Consider the following 24,111-nt stretch of genomic DNA (forward strand, 5'->3'; position numbering starts at 1 on the left):
GCTTTTCCTATTTATCCCTGGTCGTGGAGGTCGGTATAATTAGCATCATTGCGGGCAATTGGGTCCCAATTGTCTTGTTCGACCCAGTAGCTGCCATCGGCCATAATTTCCTTTTTCCAGATCGGTACAATCTGTTTGAGGCGGTCGATGGCATAGCGGCTCGCTTCATAACAACCAGCCCGATGTGGAGCTGATACAGAAATAACGACACTGGCCTCACCGATACCGACAATGCCTAGACGATGAGTAATAGCGGAAAGTGTTCCAGGCCATCGTTTGTCTACTTCGTCTCCGATTTGTTCCATGACTTGAAGTGCCATCGGTACATAGGCATCGTATTCTAACGTTTGTGTCCGTTGATCGCCTGTTACTTCACGGGTCGTCCCTGAGAAGGTGAGCGTTGCGCCGTGGTTTGGATGCGATACTTTCTGCTCAACAGCCTGAGTATGAATGGGTTGGCGTGTTAGGCAATAACGGCCGTTAGCGCTAGAAACTTCGTTATGGTTTTCTTGCGATAAATCTCCCTCTGGATGCGCCTTTCCTTGTCCTCCAGAGACAGGAGGGATGATCGCAAGTTCATCTTTAGGTGTAACGATACTATCATCTGGCGCGTACTGTTGATTGGCTGCCACGAAGGAGCGCATGATTAGCTCGGCTGTTTCTGGATATTGTGCTGCTAGTGTTTGTTTAAGTTCAATGACACGTATAGCGTCGTTATCCGCGGGCAGCAGCAGTTCAGCTTGTCCAATACGTTCAGCGATGCTAGCAAAGCATTGGATGCGATAGTTCATGTTAGTTCCTCTTTTCTGAGCGTGTTGTGACGTTCCTTTTCCTTTCTATATTTTATAGGATGTTGACATGATAGAGAAGGTAGAGAGTGAACTAGATGGTTAGATGCTTTGAATATTTTTTCATCTATGATATTTGATAGAGTTATGGGATATTGATGTTCAATTGAATATTGAATGAGGTATAGCACCATTGTAAATGATGGTGCGAATGTGAAGTGCACATGAAATTCCCAGGACATTCGCACTACGTTTTCCCCATATTAATTCCATTTAACTGATTGTTAAATGTTTGTATTGTGAAATAATTGGTTTTTACATACAATTTAAGTAATTACTTTGAGATGGATTAGGAATGTTTGTTCTAATTTGTCTCAAAATCGCGTCACATCCTGCACGGATGTGTGGATTGAAACAATCTCAACCGTGTTACTAGATAAATGATTGTAGTCACATCCTGCACAGATGTGTGGGTTGAAACGTGCCTGTACTGACTTAACAATCGTCTTGTTCGTTTGGTATTTTTACGAAAAAGAGCACAACTATACCGGTTCTTAGGGTATTATAAAGGTGAAAAGTTTAGTAACCACACTAAAATCACTATTAGCTAAACCACTAAATCATTAGGAAGTTAATCGACTAATGTCAGGTGGCTTTTTTGTTGTTTAATCAACTGACAAACGCTTATCATTTGCCATAAAGATAGTTGAAAAATCATTGAGAAAAAGCTATTAAAAGCGGAATTTACTAAAATCCGTGTTAGTGATGACTATGACGGTGAGCGCATAGCTATTAACTGGTTTGGAAATTTGATAGGTAAGAACGAATATTCTGAGTTTACACAGTGCTGGTTGGTTGGAACTTCAAAGATTTCGTATGAGGAATTTCTAGTTCATAACATGATGTACAAGGGCGAAGATTTAGGGAGAAAGTCTACTGATATTGTGCAAGGAAGATTCAAGAACGATGAATTTAAGTCTGTACAAGTAGGTTACATTGCATCTGAATATATCAAAGCATCAAGCGCATACAACGTAATGCAAAACCACAAGGTAACTTCTATATCGTTAACAGTGACCCGAATATTGTTCTATGGTGCCTGAGTCAAATAAATGGGGCTAACGATATCACAAACAACATTATGCACTTTCAACAAGAGCAAAGAGAAGGCAATAAAGAAGATGCGGTGGATAAGTTTGTTAACTATGTTTATAAGCTACATAAAGAGATATACAAAAAAAGAAATTTTCAAGCTATTGGCATAATAGGTAATTACAACAGGATATTGATGGCCGATAGGGTAAAGGCATTGCTACCAACAGAAACTGGGCTTGGGTTTATTCGTATACACTACAAGCATATAGAAAAACTTGAAGACCCTGAATAACCTGAGTAATAGGGGATAAAATATTATATTTTAGAGTAGCCAAATAACACATCTTCAAGTAATCATCTATATTTATTAAATAGAGAGTATGATGAGATGGACGAATATCCTAACAATAGTAAGGATTTAGAGGTCCTTTTTTTAGGAAAAGTTAAGGCATAGTTTTGATAAAAACATGGCTAACTAGATTAGTATAGTATGAAGATGCAACTGTAATAAGTGGGGGTGCTGAAACCATCTCATTATTTTTCGCTTCGCTCCAAAATAATGACCTACCGCACCAGCCCCCCACATCCCCCTCAAGGTAAAATGTTGTTCCTGAGCGGATGTACTAACGTATACGTAAGAGTCATTCCTTGTTCTCTTCTTCGTGAGGTTGGTCGTATTTCTATTTTACAAAGAGAGTGGAGGGTGTCTCTTTTTTTCTTTGTTACAGTGAATCTTGGCAAGTGCAATAGAGAGAGTTAAATAGTTGCAATTATCACTTTATTTTTATTGATTCACTATATATTGTGATATATTGACAACTGGTAGAATTACGTTATAATAAATCTCCATAGAAACTATGTTTCCCCGAACCTTAATGTATTTTTCACCTCGAAACCTTTTAAACATTAACATACAATCTTCTCAGATATTCCTACACTGCTATCCTAAAGGGTTTATATTGTTTATTTATCAAAAAAGGATGTGAATGTAAGAAATGAACGACTTTCTTTTTATTCTTGCAGACATGATGAAACAGCGTAGGATTAATTTGAATTTAAAACAACATGAAGTGGCGGTAATGGCTCAAGTAACAAAAAGTACAATTTCCAGGATTGAGAACAGCAAGCACAAACCTGAATACCCTGCTGTCAAGGCTATTGCTTCAGTATTAAATATACCTTACAATGACTTTGTAAGGGTTTACATCAACTTGGAAAAGAAAGCTGATACTGTAATTGAAATCTTACAGGAATCAATCACTAAAGGAGAAGAATCCACTGATTTATTCAAAGATATTATTAATAGGTACATAGGAGTAGCGGAGGATAGCTACGATGCAATCGAAGAAGTATACAATATTGCTAATACTACGCAAAACACCTCAGTTAAGCTCTCTATACACCAGATCCTTATCGGTTACTCACGCAGTCATGGAGTTATGCCCTTCTTGGCAAGGTCACTGTTTCAGGTTTACCTTATTGAGCGAAATGACTTCACGAAACTCCACTCCACATATCAATCAGGTAGATATATCCTCAAATACATTGATGTACTAAATTCCGAAGATCAAACACTGTTGTATTACAAACTTGCAGTTCATGCACATACCCTAAGTTTATTTAATGATTGCATTGAATTGTGCAGCTTGATTTTAGACAATATGGTTAAAAGTGAAGTTGATGAGCAAATAATAGCACCTGCTTACGGTATATTGCGAGATTCATTTCTAGGACTAGGTGATTATGACAACGCAGAGAAATACTCTGAGATATTTAAAGGGTATTCTCAGGGTGTGACAGAGAATGATTATTTATTCGCAGCCGTTATGAATTCTAAAAAAGAAAAAAAGGAACTTGCTGAATCACAATTTCAAGAATGTTTGAATAACTGTTCTAAAGAATATTACATTCATATCGCGAATGAGTACATACTCTTCCTGCTTGAATCTGACAAGTTAAACAAGGCAATGGCATTAATATCAAAAACAGAAGACGCAGTAAATGAACTGCTTTTCTTACACCCTCATGATCGCAAAGAACTAGCGTGGTTTTACAAATTAAAGGGTGATTATTATACAACTGTAAATGATGTGAATCAAGCAATAAACAGTTATAGTGATAGTGCGTTTGAATATGCTAAGTTAGATGACATCAACAATGAGCGCAGTTGCTTGAAGTTGATGTATAATCTATACAGAAACAATAAGCACATGGCTAACATGGAGACCGTTGATTTGGTCGATAGTTACTATGAGCGACTTGAGAAGGAGGGTATTTTGTGAAGGGTAAAAGCTTTAAAGTTATAATTACACTAGCAGTTTTATCAGCCATCACAATTACGGATCAAGTCATGTTATTCGACACAGGGCGTTGGCCTTGGTAAATTAAGTTTGAAATACCCCTCACCCAAACAGGCACTTAAAGTGCCTGTTTTTAATTTCACAAAAAATAACAATCCTAATTTTCTGTGAAACTGAAAGTATAATGAGTTTGGGGAACACTTGAGGGGTTTTACCTATTGGTGGGCGAATTGGGGAGTTCGCTCACCGTTATTAATCTGCAAGGACTGATGAGAATGCTTGAAGAGATCGAATTCTTACGGTTCCGAATAAATGAAGCACATAAAAATGGCTTAGAATTGACCGATGGTAGAATGGTTGAAATGAGCCAGGACTTAGATGAGTTATTGTTAAAGTACCAAAGGGAGTGCCTTCACAATGAAGCTAAGATTGAAGTATCTACGTAAAGACGAATTTGCAGAAGAAAATATACGTCTAGTACGTAAGTTGGTGGGTGAGGAGATTAAGGACGTAGATTTAACTAACAAAACCCACTATTAAACTAGGTGTAGTTGTATTTACAAAAAGTCATTTTACAAGCGTTTTGATCTTGATGAAAAATTTATTGATGTATTTGCCTGTAGTTGTGGAGTGTGGGTAACAAATCAAATGAAATGTTGGTGAATTAAGAGTATTTTACATTTATAAAATAATGATTTAGGCATAGAAAGGGGTGAGGCTAAATTTAAAATTGTATAATTGTGTGCCTGCAAAATCTAACATCAGACTGAAAATTAATGATGATAGGAGAGTTTGCATGAAGCTAAAAAAACTGCTAGTATCGTTTTAACAATCAATTTATCACGCTAGTTACTCCATCTTCGTTAGCAACTGCACAAAAAGCTCCTACTCAAGAAGCAGAAAACAGTTACTCAATTGATAGTACCTCATCTGAGATTTCACCGACATCTTCCAGTGGAACTCTTACTTCTGAAGTATCTTTTTTACACCCGACTCCAACTGAATTTCGTATATTTTATATCATCAACATTACTCATCATTAACTTTATGTTAAATCAAAAAAGAATCATAAGCACACTTCAAAATACTACTCTAAAAGTCGATGATGTAATAGCTGCATCAAAAATTACGAATTCAGCATTGCTGGTCGAACAGAAGACTAACTCTAATTTAATAAATCCTTATTTTTGAATTTCATTTTATATAAAATCGGAGGTAGAACATGAAGAACGCTATTTTAAAAAAATCCTTGGCAACACTTCTCTTACTATCTGTTGTATTACCCGCTACTGTATCTGCTACTCCAAATGAAATACACGAGAATCGTCAATTAACTGAAAGATTTAATGCGACTATTCAATATGTAAAAGGGTTGCCTCAATCTACTGAAAGTAACAACGATTTGTCTGGCAAAAATAATAGCACTCTATATGTGAATCCATTTGGTTCACTAGCCGTAGGTGAAAGTAAAGTTTCAAATGGCGTAGGAGCAGTAGTTGGTGCAGGAACTACAAAGGGAAAGTGGATTACAACTGTAACCTCAGCAACTGCTTCTTTGTGGTATATAATGGTCTTTCAACAACCAGTACTAGTTTCTTCTGGCGATAAAGATATCTCAATAGGCTTTGGAACGGCAATCTCACACGTCAGTGCCTTTCAACCCCAAATTGGGCGTCATGAGACAGTAACTATTCACACGGCAACACATGATGGTGTTTTATATGAACAGAGAACAGCCGCTGGAGTATTTTACGGTGGAAAACCTATTTAACTAATTTAAGTGTAATAGAACATATATATGGTAATTTTCATTGTCATATATATGTTCTATTTAAAAACATATAGAGGTATAATCAATGTCACATATTAAGAAAATTACAATAATAATTCTATTAGTCTCTTTTGTTTTAATCACGAGTGTTGTGATATTAAATTTCAATACTATAAATCAGTATGATAACAAAATTATTTCTGTTTCAGAAGGAAAAGTACTGAAAAACCAACATGTTCTATTATCCAAGGCAGAAAAGGTGGTTCATAATCCAAAAATGTTTACATACTCTCATAAATTTCAAATAGATAAGAGCCTAGAAAAGAAAATAAATTTGCCCGGTGGAGATGCATACTCTTACTACGTAAATTATAAGGAAAGTAATATAATTAAGGGTGAGTTTGTTGTTGATACGAGATTAGATGGAGGGGAAATTAACCTAATATTCCTTCAAGGGAACAAAACAGCTCTAGTAAGAACGCCTTCGGACAGTAATTGGTATTCTTCAGTCTCTATCAATTATAAAGATAAAGCCACAACGATTATTCCCTTAGAGTTAATGTGGGATAGCGAAGGTGATGAGGATCTAACTGTAATACCTATTAGCCCAAATAAACATTATGACGGCTCATATTTAGCTATATCAAGATTTGTGGTGTTAAATCCTAATGTACCTTATGATGAACATAGTATTTTAAGCGATCTAGAAATAGAAGAAAGTCTTTTAAACGATAAAAAGATTAATGTTTATCCTTTCCCAAAATTTTATGACGAGAAGAAGCAAGAAATAGAGATTCAAAATGAAAACGGCCAATTTTTCATTAATAGCTTACCTCACAAGTTAATACTAGGGGCAATCTCTTTTAATACAAAAGTTGATATATTGATTATAGATCAGAATGGAAAAATTGAAGAAACATTAAGAGATATTAATATTGTAAAAGGAAATATAACAGACATTAATCTAAGTGATTCCCTGTTGACTAAAATTAATGATTCAAATAACAAATACTATGCACTAATAACTAACAACAGAAATCGCAAGATTTTGTACGATATGAATGGAATTAATGAACTTAATCAGCCATTCCCAACCTCATTTAACTTGATAATAGAGTTTTATAAGACGAAATAAAATTATCGTGAACAGCATCCATAGGGTAGTTTCGCCGTGGTGAACCGGATGAGGATACTATGACCTACATCAGTAATGACGTTTTTAGATATGTTTATCAGCACTTAAGGATACCCATTCTGGAACTGGAGACTCGATAATCAGCGTTATTTTTTTAATAACAACTTATAATGTTGTTACCAAAAACGTTCCACAGAGGTGTTGTAAACAGGTGGTGGACCGGATATTAATTTTAAAAGAAAAAAGGTGAGCGATAATGACTGTAGAGAAGACGATAAATTCATTTCGTGAGCTATATGCACATGATACACGTAAGATTCAATGTAACGAAGGATATGTGTATGATAGTGAACTTATATTTTGCGATCCATCCTCTGATAATGATATTTCTCTTCTACTAGAGTCATACTCTCCTTTACCTGAAGATTATTTAAAATTCTTATCTAAAACTAATGGATTCAGACCATTTTCAAATGTTGAATGTTCTGGTGAAATTGAAATTTTCTCAATCGATGAAGTTATTAGCTCAAACGAACCTTTTGATACTGACACCAAGGTTATAGTTGCATGTGTTTATGACGATTATTTTATTATAGATACAGAACAGTTGCTCAAGGGAAGAAAGACTACATGTATCTACTAGAAGGCATTAGTGATTTTGATAATGCACATTCTTTGTATTGCGATTTTTAAACATGGCTTGATAGATTTGTAATGGCTCAAGGAAATAAATATTGGGCGTGGCGTGTAGAAGATCGTAAGTTCTAATAATGTTTGTATCCGTATCTAAGATAGCTGTATCAGGTAGAATTATTCGATTGTGCGTATGTAGCCTGGACTATGACCTGATGAATGACCCATCAATAATTTACTTTAAAAGCGTAAAGGAGCCTGTCATTTGATGACAAGGCTCCTTTTATTATTTTTTAGGTTAACGCTTCTACATTAATGCTTGCTGCTTATATGTGAACCAAAAAATATCAATGTAGTAAAATTACTTTCGTGTCGTGAAAATTTACTCTATATGATGCTGCAAGGAAATGTTATTCATACTTTGTTAGAATGTGATGTTTAGAAAACTGTACAGTATACCCCCTTCCTCTTGCGACCCAATTGATAATATAGGATTTTGTAATGAAATTCCATTCGCTACAGGAAACAGATAATCTAGCTGCACATAGAAGACATGATGGAAACCCAAACTACTAAGGAAATGAAAATAAGTCAGTAGGCTGAAAGCAAGTGGAAGAAAAAGTGCTTCAATTATCTTTGTCAGAAGATGAGTCCTTAAAGCTGCTATCCTTATTTAAAGGAAAGTAATAAAGATGCCATTTCACAGGTGTTTGATTTCTTTGAAAAAGATATCCTTTTCTAAGTAAGTTTATTGAAATGTCCATAGAAGACGCCATGCAGAGTGTAAAGATAGAGCTTATTGAGCTTTTGAAAAATGATAAGAAAGAAAAGATAAATGGTCACTATATCAGCCGATAATGAATATAGTAAAAGCGCATATAAGGTCACTTCTGCCTTTTTAGGTATAAAAAGTACTTGATTTCTCATCTGAAATCCTCTTTGGATTTCGTGTGAGAGCCTGTAATTTAGTTATTAGCTCAAAAGTTTGTGACGCCTTTAAAACAAATAAGTGCTGTGGGAACACCTTAACAATAAAAACAGCCACTTAATTTTGTGGCTGTTTTTATTACTCTTCTATGTTTTTTACTTTTTAATGTTTTTTATTATTCTTTATTATTTTTTATCTTCTTCATTAGTTATTAAATCGAGCCTTAAGCCCAGTGCTTTAGCTATTATTTGAATCGTGTCTATTTTAGGAACAACCCGTGCATTTTCTATTCGAGCAATTGCAGATTGTTTTAGACCAGTCATTTGAGCCACTTTCTCTTGAGTTAATCCCAGTTCTTGACGTTTGTGAATTAATTTAGCTACTAAGTAAGCAGTGAATTCAAGTACATCTTTTTCATAGACTGGGATCGACGAAATGTTCTTCTTCACATCGTCCCATGTTTTCATAAAGTTTATTACCTCCATTTGTTTTTTTGATTCCCCTATAAGTATCACTATTCATATATTTTTCTATTTACCTGCTTTTCATAAACGTTACCTCCTATTATTTTTTTCTGATAAAATAATTTTTATTCGATTTCTCGTTCCAAGTCTTTGGACTTCCGAATTTATGTAGTACTAACCTCAATTGAGGGAGAGGGGGAAAAATCCCCTCTCAATACCCGTGACGTTTCATCCAATCATCCATTTCATGTTTTGCTTTTTTAATTTCTTGAACGGGTGTTTTCCTTCCTTCCTTCCTAAAAGTATGTAGAAGAATAATATGATTCCCATTCCACACAAAGAAAAACACCCTATGGCTATCTGGTCGCATTTCCCAAAGCTTACCTTCGATTTGCTTAGTGAACTTTTCCCCAGATCGTGTCCCATTTTGTTTAAGAAGATCAACGGTATACATGACTTTTTTAAGTAATGTTCTTGCTTTCTTATCCGCTGAAGCCTTCTTATTAAGCTCATACATGAAATCTTCCATCGGACAATTTCCACGGGCATCTTCGTACAACATAATCTTGTACACCGGAATGCCCCTTTCAATTATTCGTTAACGTAAATTATAACACAAATGTTATAATTGGATCAAGAAAGTTATAAAGTTTAAAGATACGTATGAAATTTTGAAGCAGTTTGGTCATATAAAAGTGAAAACAAAACTCCTTTTAAATGCTGAAACTGCTAAAATCAATTGAATACAAACAAACTTAACGAAAAGAAACCTCCATTGACCGATTTGGGCGTAATAACGAATATAAGTAGAACAAGAAATTCAAAGTTGACAACGATTTGGCTTGATTCTAGTTGATGAAGCCAAATTGCTTCAAGTTCCTCATGGTCAAAATTAATTATGATTGATGAACTGGAAAAATAAGAATTAGGAGTCTCTTAACTGTATTTCTATAGAAGATTTTTAATGTCAAGACACATCACCTACGTTATATTTGGATTTAATAGTAGTGATTTTAAATTATTGGAGGCAACGGATGAATAAGATAGTTAACCTTCTCAAAGAAAGTATATAGGATTTGTTGGAAGATAATATCAAGATCGCAATTACAGCTCTAATCATAATTTTGGCAACATTCGGAACTTCATTTTTTACAAATTTCAAAAATTATGAACTAACGTGTAACTTACCAATAGTGATAGGTGTAGTAGCTTTAATAATGATATTGGTACTTGTTATATTTCAAATTTCTAAACGGAATAAAGCATTGAAAAAAGAGAACTATGAGTTGCAGTATCCTGTAAACTCAAACGTCAATAAATTCACTAAGGTGATATTGTAATTCGTAAAATAGAAGCAGAGAACTCAGAAGCTAAAATGTTAAGTATCGTAAATATAACAAGATCAGGGATTGAATGCAGGGAAATGGGGGGGTCAAATTATAAACTTCACTCCTGAAGAATTATTGACCAGCGACGAAACAAAGGAAGCATTGAAGAATTCAAGATTACGTAAAACAGAATTAATAAAGAAAGTAAATAGACGAAGAGGTTCACGTGGATTTGAGTTTTAGGGTATGCTCAGTTTTTTATGTTTAAGAAAAGGGAAAAAAAATTTTTCTATTCAGATTTAAAATGCATCGTTTAAGCGAAGGTTTGACGCAATAAATTATACGAAACAATACAGTATGATATGCAAAGTTAAGATGCCTTGTATGGTTACTAATTTTAAAGATGTAAAACTTAGGAAATTCAACCGAAATCAATATTTAATAAATGAAATAATACAATAGTTAAAGAGAGGGAATAGTTAGCTGAAATGTTCTAAGGAATTCAATACCGAATGAAGTAGATATAACATTTAAGGAGTTATATATTTGTGGGGGTTAGTAAATTTATTCCTGTTTTCCAATATGCATGTGAAGTATAATGTTTGAAGGTAGTCTATGTTAGTAATGCGTCTTTCCTAGGTGAGGAGGGTGTTTTATGGAAAATTCGTTTATTATCCGACAGGATATCGCTAGTAGTATCAATGCTGGACAATTTAGATTTTTTGCAAAGAATAATCAAATACAACACCAAGGAAATAAGAATAATCTTTTGCGAAATATTACGCTTTCAGTAAATGAAGGACAGGTTAATGAAGAGGTCGTACGAGAATTCTTTAGAGAACAACTATGGTATGGGAAAAATAAACATAACTTTTATATTGAATTAGACAGTGAATCTTTAGAGACCTTTAAATATAAGGAATCGATAGATGAATATTTAACAAGTAGAGGGCTAGGTCAATTTAATAATATAGATACAATTCATTTTCCAGAGAGTATTACTTTATCTAGATTCGAATATGAAGTTGATCAATTTGATAGTAGTACGATTAGTAAGATATATGTTGGATTTATTGAGAAAAATTACATACAGAAGTTAGGGAATGGAACAGCTATGTTCACACCTGTAAATACATATGTATGTTGTGAAATAGACTTGGTCACTAACACATTATTACTTAGAATACGGTCAAGATCACAATTGAAAAATAATCAGAACGTAGAAGATAAAGCGATTAGTGTAAACTCAATTGCCAAACAGTATATGGATCTTATCAGTTCGGATTTTGGTTTATTATATTTGGATAGTGGCTCAGAAGAGATTAAGAATAAAATGTATAAAATTGAAAAGGAACTCACAAATTTTATAGAACTTCAAATTCTGCCTAAAGTGCTTGAACATATAAATCTCATTAGTGATTTCACAAAGGAAATTGCTAATAAATTAGAACTAAAGAGCAATCAAGATCCTATAAATTTAGTGGAACGAATCGTGGGATTGTTAGAAAGAGGTTTAATTGTACAAAATGAAGGGGTAGTTGAGCGGTATTTTGAAGGAAAGTTAGGTTATGTTAGCAAGTTTGACTTCCGTGATGACAGAGGTGGACGTATTCAAGCTCGAACTGAGCAGCGTAGAAAACCAATTCAGACTTCTGATATTTTCTTTGATACAAAGGAAACAATAAATGAAGTACAATTGCTTGATAGTATATGGATTATTTGGTTTAAAGAGCTTGATACTGCTATTGATGAACCTTTGCTGGAAGCTGAATACAGTGTTGAGGATAATGAAGTTGAGATTGTTGAGGACACAATTGAAGATCAAAAAAAGGTAGCCAGAATAGATACTCGTATAAATGCTTTTAAAGGTTTTTACAAAATTGAGTTTAAACGTTATTTACTAAAGGAGGAGTACAATCATGTACTTTCCCTCATTAATTCGTTTACGTGAGTATGAATTTGATTTACAGGTAATTGAACAATTCGATTACTGGTTAAGTAAATTAAGTGGCGAAAAGAGAAAAAGAATTCGTCCCTCAAGATTCGCTGTTGATATGGGAGTAGATTTTAATCTTGCTAATGAAATATTTAGTATTTCTACGGTTAAATTAAAATTATTTAGTATTAATTATGAGATCTATTGTCCTGACTGCTCGCATGAGTTAGCATTCATAGCTAATTCATTGGAGCAAATACCATCCGAATTGCGTTGTTATGAATGTGAAGAGAAGTTCGAGCCAATAGAGCATATTGAGTATATTCAATTGACATTTAATCTTATACATAAGCCTAATCCTACTGAGCCTAAAAAAAGATACAATGGATTGTATGATATTTTAAAGCCTATAAAGCCGAAGAAATCTGTAGAATTTGTAAAAGAAGTTCATGATGTAGAACCTAAAGAACCTCCTAAAGTTTCAGTTAGTGCAAAAGATTTCCTTTCAAATGATTTAGGAAGAGAGGAAATAGATAATACATTGTTCAAACCAAGATGGGAAGAATTTGATCAAGCTTTTGAAAGGTTGGTTAACAGTTTTGATGAAGGTGTAAGTACAGAAGAAAAAGGAAAGGCACTTGAAGATATAAGTTGTTTGCTTTTGTCATTTATAACCTTTTTTAGAGTTGATCCTACTGTCCACACTCAGTCAAATCAGATTGACGTAACAGTGACTTTATTGCCATATCTTAAGTTGATAGAGTTACCGATACTTATATCGATGGGGAGAAGAGTAATTTGTGAATGTAAAAATGAAGATAACAATGTTCCAAGTCTATGGGTGGATAAGTTAGCCGGCGGAATAGATAAGATTGATCATTGTAAAACGGGGATTATTTTTTCAAGAAAACACTTTTCTGGGGATGAGTGGAAGCACGCTAAAGCTAGCCAAATTGAATATGCCAGGTTAAAGAAATATATATTAAGTATTTCAATAGAAGATTTTGAACACATTAAAAGTAATAGAACTAATTTTTTGTACTATTTAGATGATAAGTTAGAGGATCTAGAAATGCGTATTTTAAGAAGAGAAAGGCCTAGTGGATAAAGTGAATCTATATATAAAGACTAGGCGGCATACCGCCTAGTCTATTTACAACAGATAATTAACTATTGCGAAATCATTATACAGAGAAAGCTGATTCACGTGAGACTGACCATCTTTATATTTGCAAAGAACAATAACATTGTTTTCTCCATTGTAGCTATTGATTATTAATCTTCTTATGATATCTAAAGCGTGCATTGATTCTTTTTCATACTTCTTAATTAAGTCATAACAAAAAGATAAGTCCCCAGAACAAAACCAAGTTGTTTATGTAATATATAACTTGGTTTTGTTCATCTACTCTATATAGTTGGTTATTTAAAGTAATAGAAGTTGCTGAACCAGAACTTATAAAACTATCGTCTCTAGTCTGTATAATAGTAGCGTTACTCAAGGTCATTTCCCCTTTCTATATGTTAATGTATTTATCTCATCATTTTGTATGGTGATTATGAGTTCACGGTATTTATTCTCTTCTTCTGCAATCTGATATTTTTTCCTTAAACCAAATTTAAATTCGTAATTCATCACTATTCCTCATCAAATTTCCTTTTTAACTATTTAAGTGCTTTCGACCTAACTTTTTTATGTTTTTTGGCAGAGGAGAGTAGAGTAGAGGTGATTTGATTCAATGCAGACAAGTTTTTGATTATTCACTGATGGATTTGGTTGACGACTAAACTCTAAATAGTGTGAGACAACTATACAATCAAAGTAAGCCACAATATAATTAAAGGTAACAACTTAAACATTTAGTGGCTACAGCTCTGAGAGAGCACGTATTGTATCCATTGCAGCAAACAACATTGTTGTGATGAAATAGTAGTGCTTAAAGTACTGAACTGACTTAAGAGTCATCTCGATACTGTCACGTCACATCCGGCACGGATGAGTGGATTAAAAGATGGCTGTGGACATAATCTCAGCAGCTTTGGCCAGTCACATCCTACACGAGTTGTTCTTCGGTTCTGTGCATTTGATATGTTTAGTCATTAAATCTTTTCGCTGTCTTGGTAGTTTTTAAAGCCGATATTCTAGATAATTCAACAAGGTGATGGAAAAAGTTTGATAACCTTATTAATATATTAGTGTTGGTGCGAACCTGAAGTGCACATAAAATCCCTGGGGTATTCGCACCTACGTAGTAAGCGGGTTGAGAGCGTTTTTTAATTTTCACGCCTTTGAAAGTGGAGTGAAAAGCGAGATTCGCACTTTTGGACCTCTGAATCCTTATACAGCAAGGGCTCAAAACGGTCCTGTCACTCTCTATACGAGAGTGTGGATTGAAACTGAGTTAGGCAGCCACGAAAATTCCGCATCTTTGTCACTCTCTATACGAGAATGTAGAATGAAACAAGGGTGAATAGTAGGTTCGAGCAGTACAGATACATAAGCAAAGCTGATGCTGCTCAACAAAAAAACACTGAAGCCGTGGTGGCCTCAGTGTTTTCGTATTTATATCTATTACGGCTGCAATGCCAACTTGAACTGCTCTGTCAGCAGCGGAACCACTTCAAACAGGTCGCCCACAATCCCGTAGTCGGCAATTTTAAAAATAGGTGCTTCCGGGTCCTTATTGATCGCGATAATAACCCGTGAAGAGCTCATGCCCGCAACGTGCTGAATCGCACCGCTAATGCCGCAGGCGATATACAGCTCAGGCGTCACCACTTTGCCTGTCTGCCCAATTTGCAGGGCGTAGTCGCAGTATCCTGCGTCACACGCACCGCGTGATGCGCCAACTGCGCCGCCCAATACGGCGGCTAGTTCCTCCAACGGCTTGAACCCGTCTGCACTGCGAACACCGCGCCCGCCTGAAATAATGACTTTCGCCTCACTCAAGTCGATTTTCCCTGATGTGTTGCGTACGACATCACGAATAATCGTTTGCAGCGAAGGCTCTGGATAAGCAATTGCTTCCGCTGCTGCCGTACGTGTCGCATCGATGGCCAAAGGCGCGATATTGTTCGGGCGTACCGTAACAATCCAAGGCAAAGCGGTGAACGCTTTTTTCTCCAGCACTTTACCTGCATAAATCGGACGTGTAAACAGCGCTTGTCCGCTGTCATCCACTTCAATCGCAGTAATATCTGAAATTTGACCAGCACCAAGTTCAGCCGAAAATTGTGGCGCCAAGTCTTTACCGATGGCGGTATGCCCGAAGAAAATAGCATCTGGCTGTACGGTTTGCACAACGGTCTGCAGCGCAGCAAAATAAGCTTGCGGGTTGTAATGCTCTAAGTCGGCATGCGCGACCGTGTACACGCGATCTGCACCGTATTGAGTCAGTTCGTTAACAAACGCGTCAGTCGCTGCACCAAGTAGCACGGCTGCTACAGTCGTGTCTGCTCCTCCAGCTGAGCGTGCTGCACTAATCGTTTCAAAGGATACTTGGCGTAGGGAGCCGCCTCTCGTTTCAGCTACAACAAGAAATGTTTTCGACATCGTAAAATCGCCTCCTTGGAATGCAAAGAAATAATAGTGAAGTTATGCGAACTCGAATTCGAACAATTAAATGACTTTTGCTTCTGTACGCAGCAGACGGAACAGCTCCTGTGCCTGCTCTGCTGGCTCACCGGAAATCATTTTTCCAGCTTGGCGAGCAGGGGGGAGCTGCAAATCTTTGCGTTCCGTACGAGGAGCAACCGTGCCAGCATCGAGATTCAAGTCGTCGAGTGACAGTTCGCGGAACGGCTTTTTCTTTGCTTTCATAATGCCTTGCAAGGAAGGATAACGCGGCTCGTTCAAGCCTTGTTGTGCTGTAAATAAAGCAGGCAAGGGCAGCTCAACTGTTTCGAGGTCGCCCTCTGCATCGCGGTGAGCGACTGCGCTGCCTGCGGCAATGTCCAGCTTTGTAATGGATGAAGTGTGCGGGATGGAAAGTAATTTGGCCAGTCGAACGGCGACTTGACCTGCTCCGTTGTCTACGGAGAAATTGCCCCCGAGAATTAAATCGTACGGCTCTTGCGAGACAAACGCGTGCAAGGCCATAGCGACAGAATGCTCATCATGACCAATGCGGCTGTCATTTATAAGTACAGCTTCATCAGCCCCCATGGCGAGTGCGGTGCGCAGCGCTTCTGCTGCTCGTTCAGGTCCTACCGAGACAACGGTTACTTTACCGCCTGCCTCGTCGCGAATTTGGATCGCTTGCTCAACGGCATATTCATCATATGGATTAATGACGAATTTAACACCATCTTCTACAACGGAGCCTTGTTCCACGACGATTTTTTCCTCCGTATCAAACGTTTGCTTTACTAAGACGATAATGTTCATCTTGCACTGCCCCTTTCGTTCAAAATAAATGAAGTAAGAGAAAGCCGAGTAACCTCGCAGCAAATGCATCTAAGGGGAGCAACATCCAGTTACAAAGGCTGGAATAAAAATTGGTTATACTTGTTCGATACCTTTAAAAAAGAAGTTTACTGTCCCATCTACTTGGCCGGATAGCGAATATTTTCTACCGGAAATCAACCACGAGGTCACAACCTCATCCATCGCACCAAATAGAAGCAAACGTGTCAGCTTTACATCGAGATCAGGACGGAAGAGGCCCTCTTCAATACCTTGCTGAAGCAGCTGCTCAATTAAAGTGATGTAGGGCTTAATTGCGCTTCCTATCTCTTTGCGCAGCTCAAGAGAGCTTTGACGCAGCTCAATTTGAGTGACAAACGCGAGGTCCACATTGTTCTCCAGCTCTGTATAATGAATCTCGCACACTTTACGCAGCGCATCTTTCGCACTGGTTGTTTGCTCGATAGTCGCATGAAATTTACTCACCAGCTCGCCCAGTTTCTCTCGAAACAGAGAGATGAGAATATCCTCCTTCCGTTTGAAATACAAATAAATAGTACCGTCAGCAACTCCAGCTTCCTTAGCTATCCGAGCAACTTGAGAGCGGTGATACCCGTGCTCGGCAAACACTTTTAAGGCCGCTTCGAGAATTTGGGTATATTTTTCTTTTTTGCTACTTGTCAATGGAATCACCTCGATGTTAGAATATGGCTAAATCATGAATGAATACTCATTCAGTTGCTGCTATCATAAAATACAAACTTTTCCTTGTCAATGACATTTGCTCATCGCAAAGCGTTTCATAAAGAGGCAAGTTAGCTTTGTAGCTCCGTGATTAAGTAGCAATTGGAAGCGCTTAACCACAAAATGAATGAGCGTTCATTCGTTTTTTTAACTAATGTACTATTTACTAGGTATGGACATCTCAGAAAGGAGTTGGTTTTAATGCCAGGAGCGTTCGTGCATCTGCTGCTATTTTTGGGCGTTACTGGGCTTGGCGTCTATTGGTTTTTCGAAGCGGTGTACCATCGTTATTTGTACGTCCAATTGGGGCAGCCCGTTAATTGGAAGGGGCGGGTTAAGCACAATTTGCGCGAGTTTATGGGGCAAGTGTTTGGACAGACGAAGCTGATGAAGGACCGCAAAAGCGGATTGATGCATCTTGTTGTCTTCTATGGATTCCTTATTTTACAGCTCGGAGCCATTGATATTATTTACAAAGGCTTGGCAGGACGTTCGCTGCCTATTCCCGGATTTGCTTACTTCGAGCTGCTGCAAGAGCTGACCGTAGCATCGATTCTCATTGCGATGGGCTACGCTGCATATCGTCGATATGGAGAGAGACTGCAAAGACTTAAGCGAGGCTGGAAGCCAAGTCTAGTCCTTTTCTTCATCTACAGCTTGATGCTTTCTGTACTGTTCACACAAACTTTCGCCCGAATACGAGAAGGATTGGAGCCATCCTGGCACGCGCCTTTCTCATCACTGATCGCTATACCGTTCGACTCACTTGGTATGAGTACAGAAGCTGCAACTGTTTTGTATGTAATTAGCTGGTGGGCTCATTTACTTATTTTGCTGGCGTTCCTCGTATATGTGCCACAATCCAAACACTTTCACCTAATTACGGCACCACTCAATATCATTCTGCGGCGTACGGAGCCTGTTGGTCGATTGCGCAAGCTCGATTTGGAAGATGAAGAAGTGGAATCATTTGGCGTCGGCAAAATTGAAGATTTGACGCAAAAGCAGTTACTTGATTTGTATGCATGTGTGGAATGCGGCCGCTGTACGAATGTGTGCCCAGCAGCGAGCACTGGTAAATGGCTGTCACCGATGCACATGATTATAAAAATGCGCGACCATTTAACCGAAAAGGGTGCTGCAATTACATCGAAATCCCCTTGGGTTCCTTCATTTGCTTTTTCAGGCGAGACGACTCATATGATGCGAATGGAGGGGAAGCAGCTAGGAGCATGGAATGGGCAGGGCATTACGGACATCGGTGCGACCATGCAAGCGCAGGCACGATCTTGGCTGCCTGTAGAAGATGGGCGTACATCAGGGCAGCTAGAACTTGTCGGTGATATTATGAGTGAGTCAGAAATATGGGCTTGCACAACGTGCCGCAACTGTGAAGACCAATGCCCGGTCGGCAATGAGCATGTTGATAAAATTATTGACTTACGCCGTTACCTTGTACTTACTCAAGGCAGCATGCCGCATGATGGGCAGCGTGCTTTGCAAAATATCGAGCGTCAAAGCAACCCGTGGGGCATTAGCCGCAACGATCGTGTGAAATGGGTGCAGGATGTTGATCCAGAGGGCGTTCTAAAAGTGCCTACAGTTAAAGAAAATCCAGCTTTCGACGTGCTATTCTTCGTTGGCTCGATGGGCTCTTACGATAACCGCAGTCGCAAAGTAACACGGGCCTTTGTCCGTTTGCTTAATGAAGCAGGTGTAAACTTCGCGATCCTTGGCAACGAGGAAAAGAACTCCGGCGACACGCCACGGCGCATGGGCAATGAATTTTTGTTCCAGCAGCTGTGTGAAGAAAATATAGGCACGTTCCAAAAATACAATGTTCGTAAAATTGTGACGGCATGTCCGCACACGTACAATACGCTCAAAAATGAGTATCCTGAATTCGGCCTAGAAGCAGAAGTGCTGCACCATACCGAGCTGCTTGACGAACTCGTTCGTGACAAGCGCATAGTTCCTAAGCATGAGGTGAAAGAGCGTGTAACGTACCATGATTCCTGCTACTTAGGGCGCTATAACAACGTCTATGACCAACCGCGCAACGTGCTGCGCGCGATTGAGGGCGTAGAGCTGTTGGAGATGGAGCGTACACGCGAAAACGGCATGTGCTGCGGCGCTGGCGGCGGCATGATGTGGATGGAAGAAACGGCGGGCAAAAGAGTGAACTTGGCTCGAACCGAGCAGGCACTCGAAGTGAAGCCAACGGTTATCTCATCCGCGTGTCCATTTTGCTTGACGATGATGGAGGATGGCACCAAGCTGTTGAATGCCGAGGAAAGTGTGCAAACGAAGGATATTGCCGAGCTGCTGGAGCTTGCCGTGTTTGGCCCTGTCTCGTCTGGTGATAAGGAGGCTGTAACGGCATAGGGTATAGGATGCAGATTTAAATGTGAGCATCAGGTCCTAATCAAGAAAAACAACAACAACTTCACAGAGATTGCATTGCTTCTACTAAGTAAAACCACTTTAACGATATGACTACTATTCGCTACTTATACGACTCCAATTATTCTACTTGAATTGAGATTCCACATTTAAAATTTACAGCGCAAACGACACATCAACTCTTAATTAGCAACAATTTCATTACCAATATAAGCTCACCATTTTCAAACAGGAGGGTTTCCGAACATGGTCAAACCGATTCAGCAAGCCGCCGTGATTGGCTCAGGTGTGATGGGAGCAGCGATAGCCGCACATTTAGCAGGTGCAGGTATCTCTTGTTTGCTGCTTGATATCGTTCCAACACAGCTTACCGAAGATGAGAAAAAAGCAGGTCTTACTTTAGAGCATCCCAAAGTGCGCAGTAAGCTTGCCGTAACAGCAATTGAAAAGCTTAAGAAAACAAAGCCAGCTCCGCTGTATAGCGAGGCATTTGCTACTCGAATCACACCAGGCAACCTGGAAGACGACCTGCACAAATTGTCCAAAGTGGACTGGATTATCGAAGTTGTCGTAGAGCGTCTTGACGTGAAGCGCCAATTACTGCAGCGCATTGAGCAGGTATGGACACCAGGTACTATCGTTTCCTCTAACACTTCAGGCATTTCGATCAACGAAATGGTAGAGCCTTGTGGGGATGCATTCAAACGTCATTTTTTAGGCACTCATTTCTTTAATCCACCGCGTTATATGAAGCTGCTGGAAGTTATTCCAGGCCAGACTACGGACCCTGAAATTGTGAAATATATGACTCTGTTTGGTGAAAAGAGCCTCGGCAAAGGCGTGGTATCGGCCAAAGATACGCCGAATTTTATTGCCAATCGGATCGGTACGTATGGGCTGCTCGTGACGCTGCGTGAAATGTTGGAAAAAGGTTATACCGTCGAAGAAATCGACGCAGTTACAGGGCCAGCTATGGGCCGACCGAAAAGCGCGACTTTCCGTACGCTCGATCTTGTTGGTCTGGATACTTTTGTTCATGTGGCTGGGAACGTGTATGACAATACGACGGATGAGTCGGAGAAAGCTATTTTTGATGCGCCGACCGTGCTGCGCCGGATGGTGGAACTAGGCTGGATCGGTGAGAAGCAGGGACAGGGCTTCTATAAAAAAGTAAAGACGGCGACTGGAAAAGAGATTCAGGCGCTGAAACTGGACACGATGGAGTATGCATTGTCGCAAAAAGTGAAGGGAGCTTCACTAGAAGCGGCTAAATCTGCTAAAGGCGCAGCAGCCAAAATAAAGGCGCTTCTCGGAACGGGTGACCGTTATTCGGAGCTTGCGTGGAACGTGCTCAAGCCTGTACTGCTGTACGCTGCAAATAAATTGGGTGAGATAGCAGACTCCATTGTTGAGATTGACAATGCAATGAAGTGGGGCTTCAACTGGGATCTCGGGCCGTTTGAGCTATGGGATGCCATCGGTCTTGTAAAAAGTGCGCAGCGAATGGAGGCGGAAGGGGACGTCCTGCCAGATTGGGTTACATCATGGATTGCTGCTGGTCATACGAGCTTTTACGTGAGAGAAGCTGGAAGCAGCGCCTTCTATTATGAATGCGCCCTAACTGCTGTTGAAACTCGGCCTGAGCACATTTCCCTGCGTGCGCTGAAAGAGCAAAATCGTATTATTTTGTCTAACTCAGGTGCGAATTTGATTGATATTGGTGACGATGTTGCCTGTCTGGAGTTCAGTTCGCCTAATAACGCCATTGGCGGGGACATTTTAACGATGATTCAGAAGAGCGCAGAAGAAGTGCGCAACAACTATCGAGGTCTCGTCATTGCGAATGAAGGTAAACATTTTTGCGTCGGTGCCAACTTGATGCTGCTATTAATGGAAGCGCAGGATGGCGAGTGGGATGAAGTGGATAGCATAATTCGATTGTTCCAAAACAGCATGATGGCATTGAAACGGTTGCCGAAGCCGGTCGTGGCTGCTCCGCATCAGATGACGCTTGGTGGTGGAGTGGAAGCTTGTATGCCAGCTGATAAGGTGATTTTCTCGGCTGAAACTTACTATGGACTTGTTGAAGTCGGTGTTGGTCTTATTCCAGCAGGCGGTGGTTGTAAAGAAGTTGCACTGCGCACAAGCCGCTTAGTGAGCAATCCTGAAGTTGATTTGCAGCCATTTATGAATGGTTACTTTGAAACGATTGGGATGGCGAAAGTGTCAACGAGCGGTCATGATACGAAGCGACTTGGTTACATGGCACCGCAAGATTCGGTCGTTATTAACTCGGATCACCGTATTTATGAAGCAAAAATGGCCGTGCTGGATATGGATCGTGCTGGCTATACTGCGCCAGTCGAAGAGCGTATCCGCGTTGTCGGCGAACAAGGCAAAGCGGTTATGCAGCTAGGTGCGTATACGATGCGCCAAAGTGGTTTTATCAGCGAGCACGACCAACTGATCGCCAACAAGCTTGCGCATGTATTGGCTGGCGGAAATGTGCCAGCGAACAGCTATGTTTCGGAGCAGTATATGCTCGATCTGGAGCGAGAAGCATTTTTAAGCTTAACGGGTGAGCCTAAGACGCAGCAGCGGATGCAGCATATTTTGACGACGGGTAAACCACTGCGCAACTAGTAGAGTTGAATGGGTTTCGTATTAACGAATCATCGAGCTATTAAACTATTTAGCTAACCAAATAACTGAGATCAGAACCAGTGAGGGGAGATTACGATGAAAGAAGCAGTCATAGTATCCATCGTGCGTACACCGATTGGCAGAGCGAAGCGCGGCAGTTTAGCGCATACACGTTCCGAGGATTTAGGCCGCATTGTGCTGGATGAAGCAATCCGTAGGGCGCCTGGTCTGCGCAAAGAGGACGTTGATGACGTCATTATCGGCTGTGCAATGCCTGAGGGTGAGCAAGGCCTTAACTTTGCCCGTGTAATGTCGCTGTATGCAGACTTTCCGACGACTGTGCCAGCTGTTACAGTCAACCGCTTTTGCGCATCGGGACTACAGTCGATTGCTTATGCGGCTGAACGGATTATGCTTGGGCACGCCGATGTCATCGTGGCGGGGGGCGTCGAAAGTATGAGTCACGTCCCGATGACAGGATTCAAGCTTGCACCGCATCCTCAGCTTGTAGCAGAAATGCCGCAAGTATATATGGGCATGGGCCATACTGCGGAAAATGTGGCGAACCGCTATGACATTAGCCGCGAAGCGCAAGACGAATTCGCGTATAACAGCCATAGGAAAGCGGCAGCGGCAATTTCAGAAGGCAAATTCAAAGATGAGATCGTCTCAGTCTCGACGAAGGTAAAGGGCATCGGTGAGAATGGGCGTCCGTGGGAGAAGGATATCGTATTCGATATGGACGAAGGTGTTCGCACTGACACGTCGATAGAAGGTTTGGCTAAGCTGAAGCCATCTTTTGCAGCGAAAGGCTCGGTCACAGCTGGCAATGCCTCACAGATGAGTGATGGTGCTGCTGCTGCTGTACTGATGTCCAGAGAGCGTGCAGAAGCACTAGGTCTGAAGCCGCTGGCAGCATTTCGCTCCTTTGCATTGGCGGGTGTTGACCCTGAAGTGATGGGAATTGGCCCAATCGAAGCGATTCCAAAAGCGCTTAAGCTGGCTGGTATTACGAAAGAGCAAGTGAATCTATATGAGCTGAACGAAGCATTTGCTTCACAATGCGTAGCTATTATTCGTCAGCTGGAATTGGATGAAAGCAAAGTCAACGTGAACGGTGGGGCTATTGCGCTTGGGCATCCACTTGGCTGCACAGGAACGAAGCTGACCGCATCGCTCGTCCATGAGCTGCGTCGCCGCGGCGGAGGATATGGCGTCGTATCGATGTGTATTGGCGGCGGTATGGGAGCGGCCGGAGTAATTGAGGTGTATGGAGCTTAAGCACTGAGTAAGTGGAAAGTTCATAACGTTCCTAATCGATATTAGTGACAATTGTGCAGTTATTTCATTTGTAAATCTGCCTATTTCGCAGATTAACGCCAAAAATACATTTATTTTGGTCTACTCACCCATTTAAAGTGCCTAATCGAGAAAATGAACTGCACATTTGTCCGTATTTACTGCAAAATGGCGTTTTCTGCTAAAAATAGCTGCACATTTGTCCATGCCCTATCTTTAGTTTTCATTTGTGTACGGTT

General features: G+C 39.7%; 16 protein-coding genes. 10 read left to right on the forward strand and 6 right to left on the reverse strand.

Features of this window, described 5'->3' with window-relative positions:
• Nucleotides 1-11 precede the first annotated feature (11 nt).
• Nucleotides 12-791, reverse strand: coding sequence for a molybdenum cofactor biosynthesis protein (locus FPZ44_RS05445; protein WP_144988113.1), 780 nt, complete (start codon nt 789-791; stop codon nt 12-14).
• 2,087 nt (nt 792-2,878) lie between these two features.
• On the opposite strand from FPZ44_RS05445, the gene FPZ44_RS05450 reads away from it, so the two are divergent.
• From FPZ44_RS05450 to FPZ44_RS05470, 5 genes are all read left to right on the forward strand, one after another.
• Nucleotides 2,879-4,165: a helix-turn-helix domain-containing protein gene (locus FPZ44_RS05450; RefSeq protein WP_144988115.1), complete on the forward strand. Its 1,287-nt coding sequence runs from the start codon at nt 2,879-2,881 to the stop codon at nt 4,163-4,165.
• A 239-nt stretch (nt 4,166-4,404) separates the two neighbouring features.
• The gene (locus FPZ44_RS05455; protein ID WP_261378365.1) at nt 4,405-4,629 is read left to right on the forward strand and encodes an aspartyl-phosphate phosphatase Spo0E family protein; all 225 of its coding nucleotides are present in this window, start codon (nt 4,405-4,407) and stop codon (nt 4,627-4,629) included.
• Nucleotides 4,630-5,405: 776 nt separating this feature from the next.
• A complete protein-coding gene (locus FPZ44_RS05460) occupies nt 5,406-5,954 on the forward strand; it encodes a hypothetical protein (RefSeq protein WP_144988119.1) in 549 nt (182 codons plus the stop codon).
• Nucleotides 5,955-6,039: 85 nt separating this feature from the next.
• Entirely contained in the window at nt 6,040-7,089 is a 1,050-nt protein-coding gene (locus FPZ44_RS05465; RefSeq protein WP_144988121.1) for a hypothetical protein, read from the forward strand.
• A gap of 256 nt (nt 7,090-7,345) precedes the next feature.
• Entirely contained in the window at nt 7,346-7,732 is a 387-nt protein-coding gene (locus tag FPZ44_RS05470) for an SMI1/KNR4 family protein (RefSeq protein ID WP_144988123.1), read from the forward strand.
• Between the two features lie 1,103 nt (nt 7,733-8,835).
• Here FPZ44_RS05470 and FPZ44_RS05475 read toward each other — a convergent pair.
• Both FPZ44_RS05475 and FPZ44_RS05480 read right to left on the reverse strand, forming a co-directional pair.
• Nucleotides 8,836-9,117: a helix-turn-helix domain-containing protein gene (locus tag FPZ44_RS05475; RefSeq protein ID WP_144988125.1), complete on the reverse strand. Its 282-nt coding sequence runs from the start codon at nt 9,115-9,117 to the stop codon at nt 8,836-8,838.
• A 208-nt stretch (nt 9,118-9,325) separates the two neighbouring features.
• Nucleotides 9,326-9,688 (reverse strand): type II toxin-antitoxin system RelE/ParE family toxin, encoded by a 363-nt coding sequence (locus tag FPZ44_RS05480; RefSeq protein WP_144988127.1) that lies wholly within the window; start codon nt 9,686-9,688, stop codon nt 9,326-9,328.
• 1,409 nt (nt 9,689-11,097) lie between these two features.
• Between FPZ44_RS05480 and FPZ44_RS05485 the strand changes: the two genes are divergently transcribed.
• Together FPZ44_RS05485 and FPZ44_RS05490 are read left to right on the forward strand one after the other, a co-directional pair.
• Complete coding sequence (locus tag FPZ44_RS05485) at nt 11,098-12,393, forward strand: hypothetical protein (RefSeq protein ID WP_144988129.1); 1,296 nt, start codon at nt 11,098-11,100, stop codon at nt 12,391-12,393.
• Nucleotides 12,362-13,486 carry a hypothetical protein gene (locus tag FPZ44_RS05490; RefSeq protein WP_144988131.1) on the forward strand — a complete coding sequence of 375 codons (1,125 nt, stop codon included), beginning with the start codon at nt 12,362-12,364 and terminating at the stop codon, nt 13,484-13,486. The genes FPZ44_RS05485 and FPZ44_RS05490 overlap by 32 nt, the downstream gene beginning before the upstream one ends.
• A gap of 1,464 nt (nt 13,487-14,950) precedes the next feature.
• Here FPZ44_RS05490 and FPZ44_RS05495 read toward each other — a convergent pair.
• The 3 genes from FPZ44_RS05495 to FPZ44_RS05505 all read right to left on the reverse strand — a co-directional run bounded on the left by FPZ44_RS05495 (nt 14,951) and on the right by FPZ44_RS05505 (nt 17,467).
• Nucleotides 14,951-15,931: an electron transfer flavoprotein subunit alpha/FixB family protein gene (locus FPZ44_RS05495; protein ID WP_144988133.1), complete on the reverse strand. Its 981-nt coding sequence runs from the start codon at nt 15,929-15,931 to the stop codon at nt 14,951-14,953.
• A gap of 66 nt (nt 15,932-15,997) precedes the next feature.
• Nucleotides 15,998-16,765, reverse strand: a complete 768-nt coding sequence (locus FPZ44_RS05500; protein WP_144988135.1) for an electron transfer flavoprotein subunit beta/FixA family protein — start codon at nt 16,763-16,765, stop codon at nt 15,998-16,000.
• Between the two features lie 114 nt (nt 16,766-16,879).
• Nucleotides 16,880-17,467 carry a TetR/AcrR family transcriptional regulator gene (locus tag FPZ44_RS05505; protein WP_144988137.1) on the reverse strand — a complete coding sequence of 196 codons (588 nt, stop codon included), beginning with the start codon at nt 17,465-17,467 and terminating at the stop codon, nt 16,880-16,882.
• A 261-nt stretch (nt 17,468-17,728) separates the two neighbouring features.
• Here FPZ44_RS05505 and FPZ44_RS05510 point away from each other — a divergent pair, with 261 nt between their 5' ends.
• The 3 genes from FPZ44_RS05510 (at nt 17,729) to FPZ44_RS05520 (ending at nt 23,854) form a co-directional block, all read left to right on the forward strand.
• A complete protein-coding gene (locus FPZ44_RS05510; RefSeq protein ID WP_144988139.1) occupies nt 17,729-19,912 on the forward strand; it encodes a (Fe-S)-binding protein in 2,184 nt (727 codons plus the stop codon).
• A gap of 264 nt (nt 19,913-20,176) precedes the next feature.
• Nucleotides 20,177-22,573 carry a 3-hydroxyacyl-CoA dehydrogenase/enoyl-CoA hydratase family protein gene (locus tag FPZ44_RS05515; protein WP_144988141.1) on the forward strand — a complete coding sequence of 799 codons (2,397 nt, stop codon included), beginning with the start codon at nt 20,177-20,179 and terminating at the stop codon, nt 22,571-22,573.
• A gap of 96 nt (nt 22,574-22,669) precedes the next feature.
• On the forward strand, nt 22,670-23,854 hold the full coding sequence (locus tag FPZ44_RS05520; RefSeq protein ID WP_144988143.1) for an acetyl-CoA C-acyltransferase: 1,185 nt from the start codon (nt 22,670-22,672) through the stop codon (nt 23,852-23,854).
• The last annotated feature ends 257 nt before the right edge of the window (nt 23,855-24,111 follow it).

This window comes from Paenibacillus agilis (assembly GCF_007786455.1).
Classification (GTDB): domain Bacteria; phylum Bacillota; class Bacilli; order Paenibacillales; family Paenibacillaceae; genus Paenibacillus_B; species Paenibacillus_B agilis.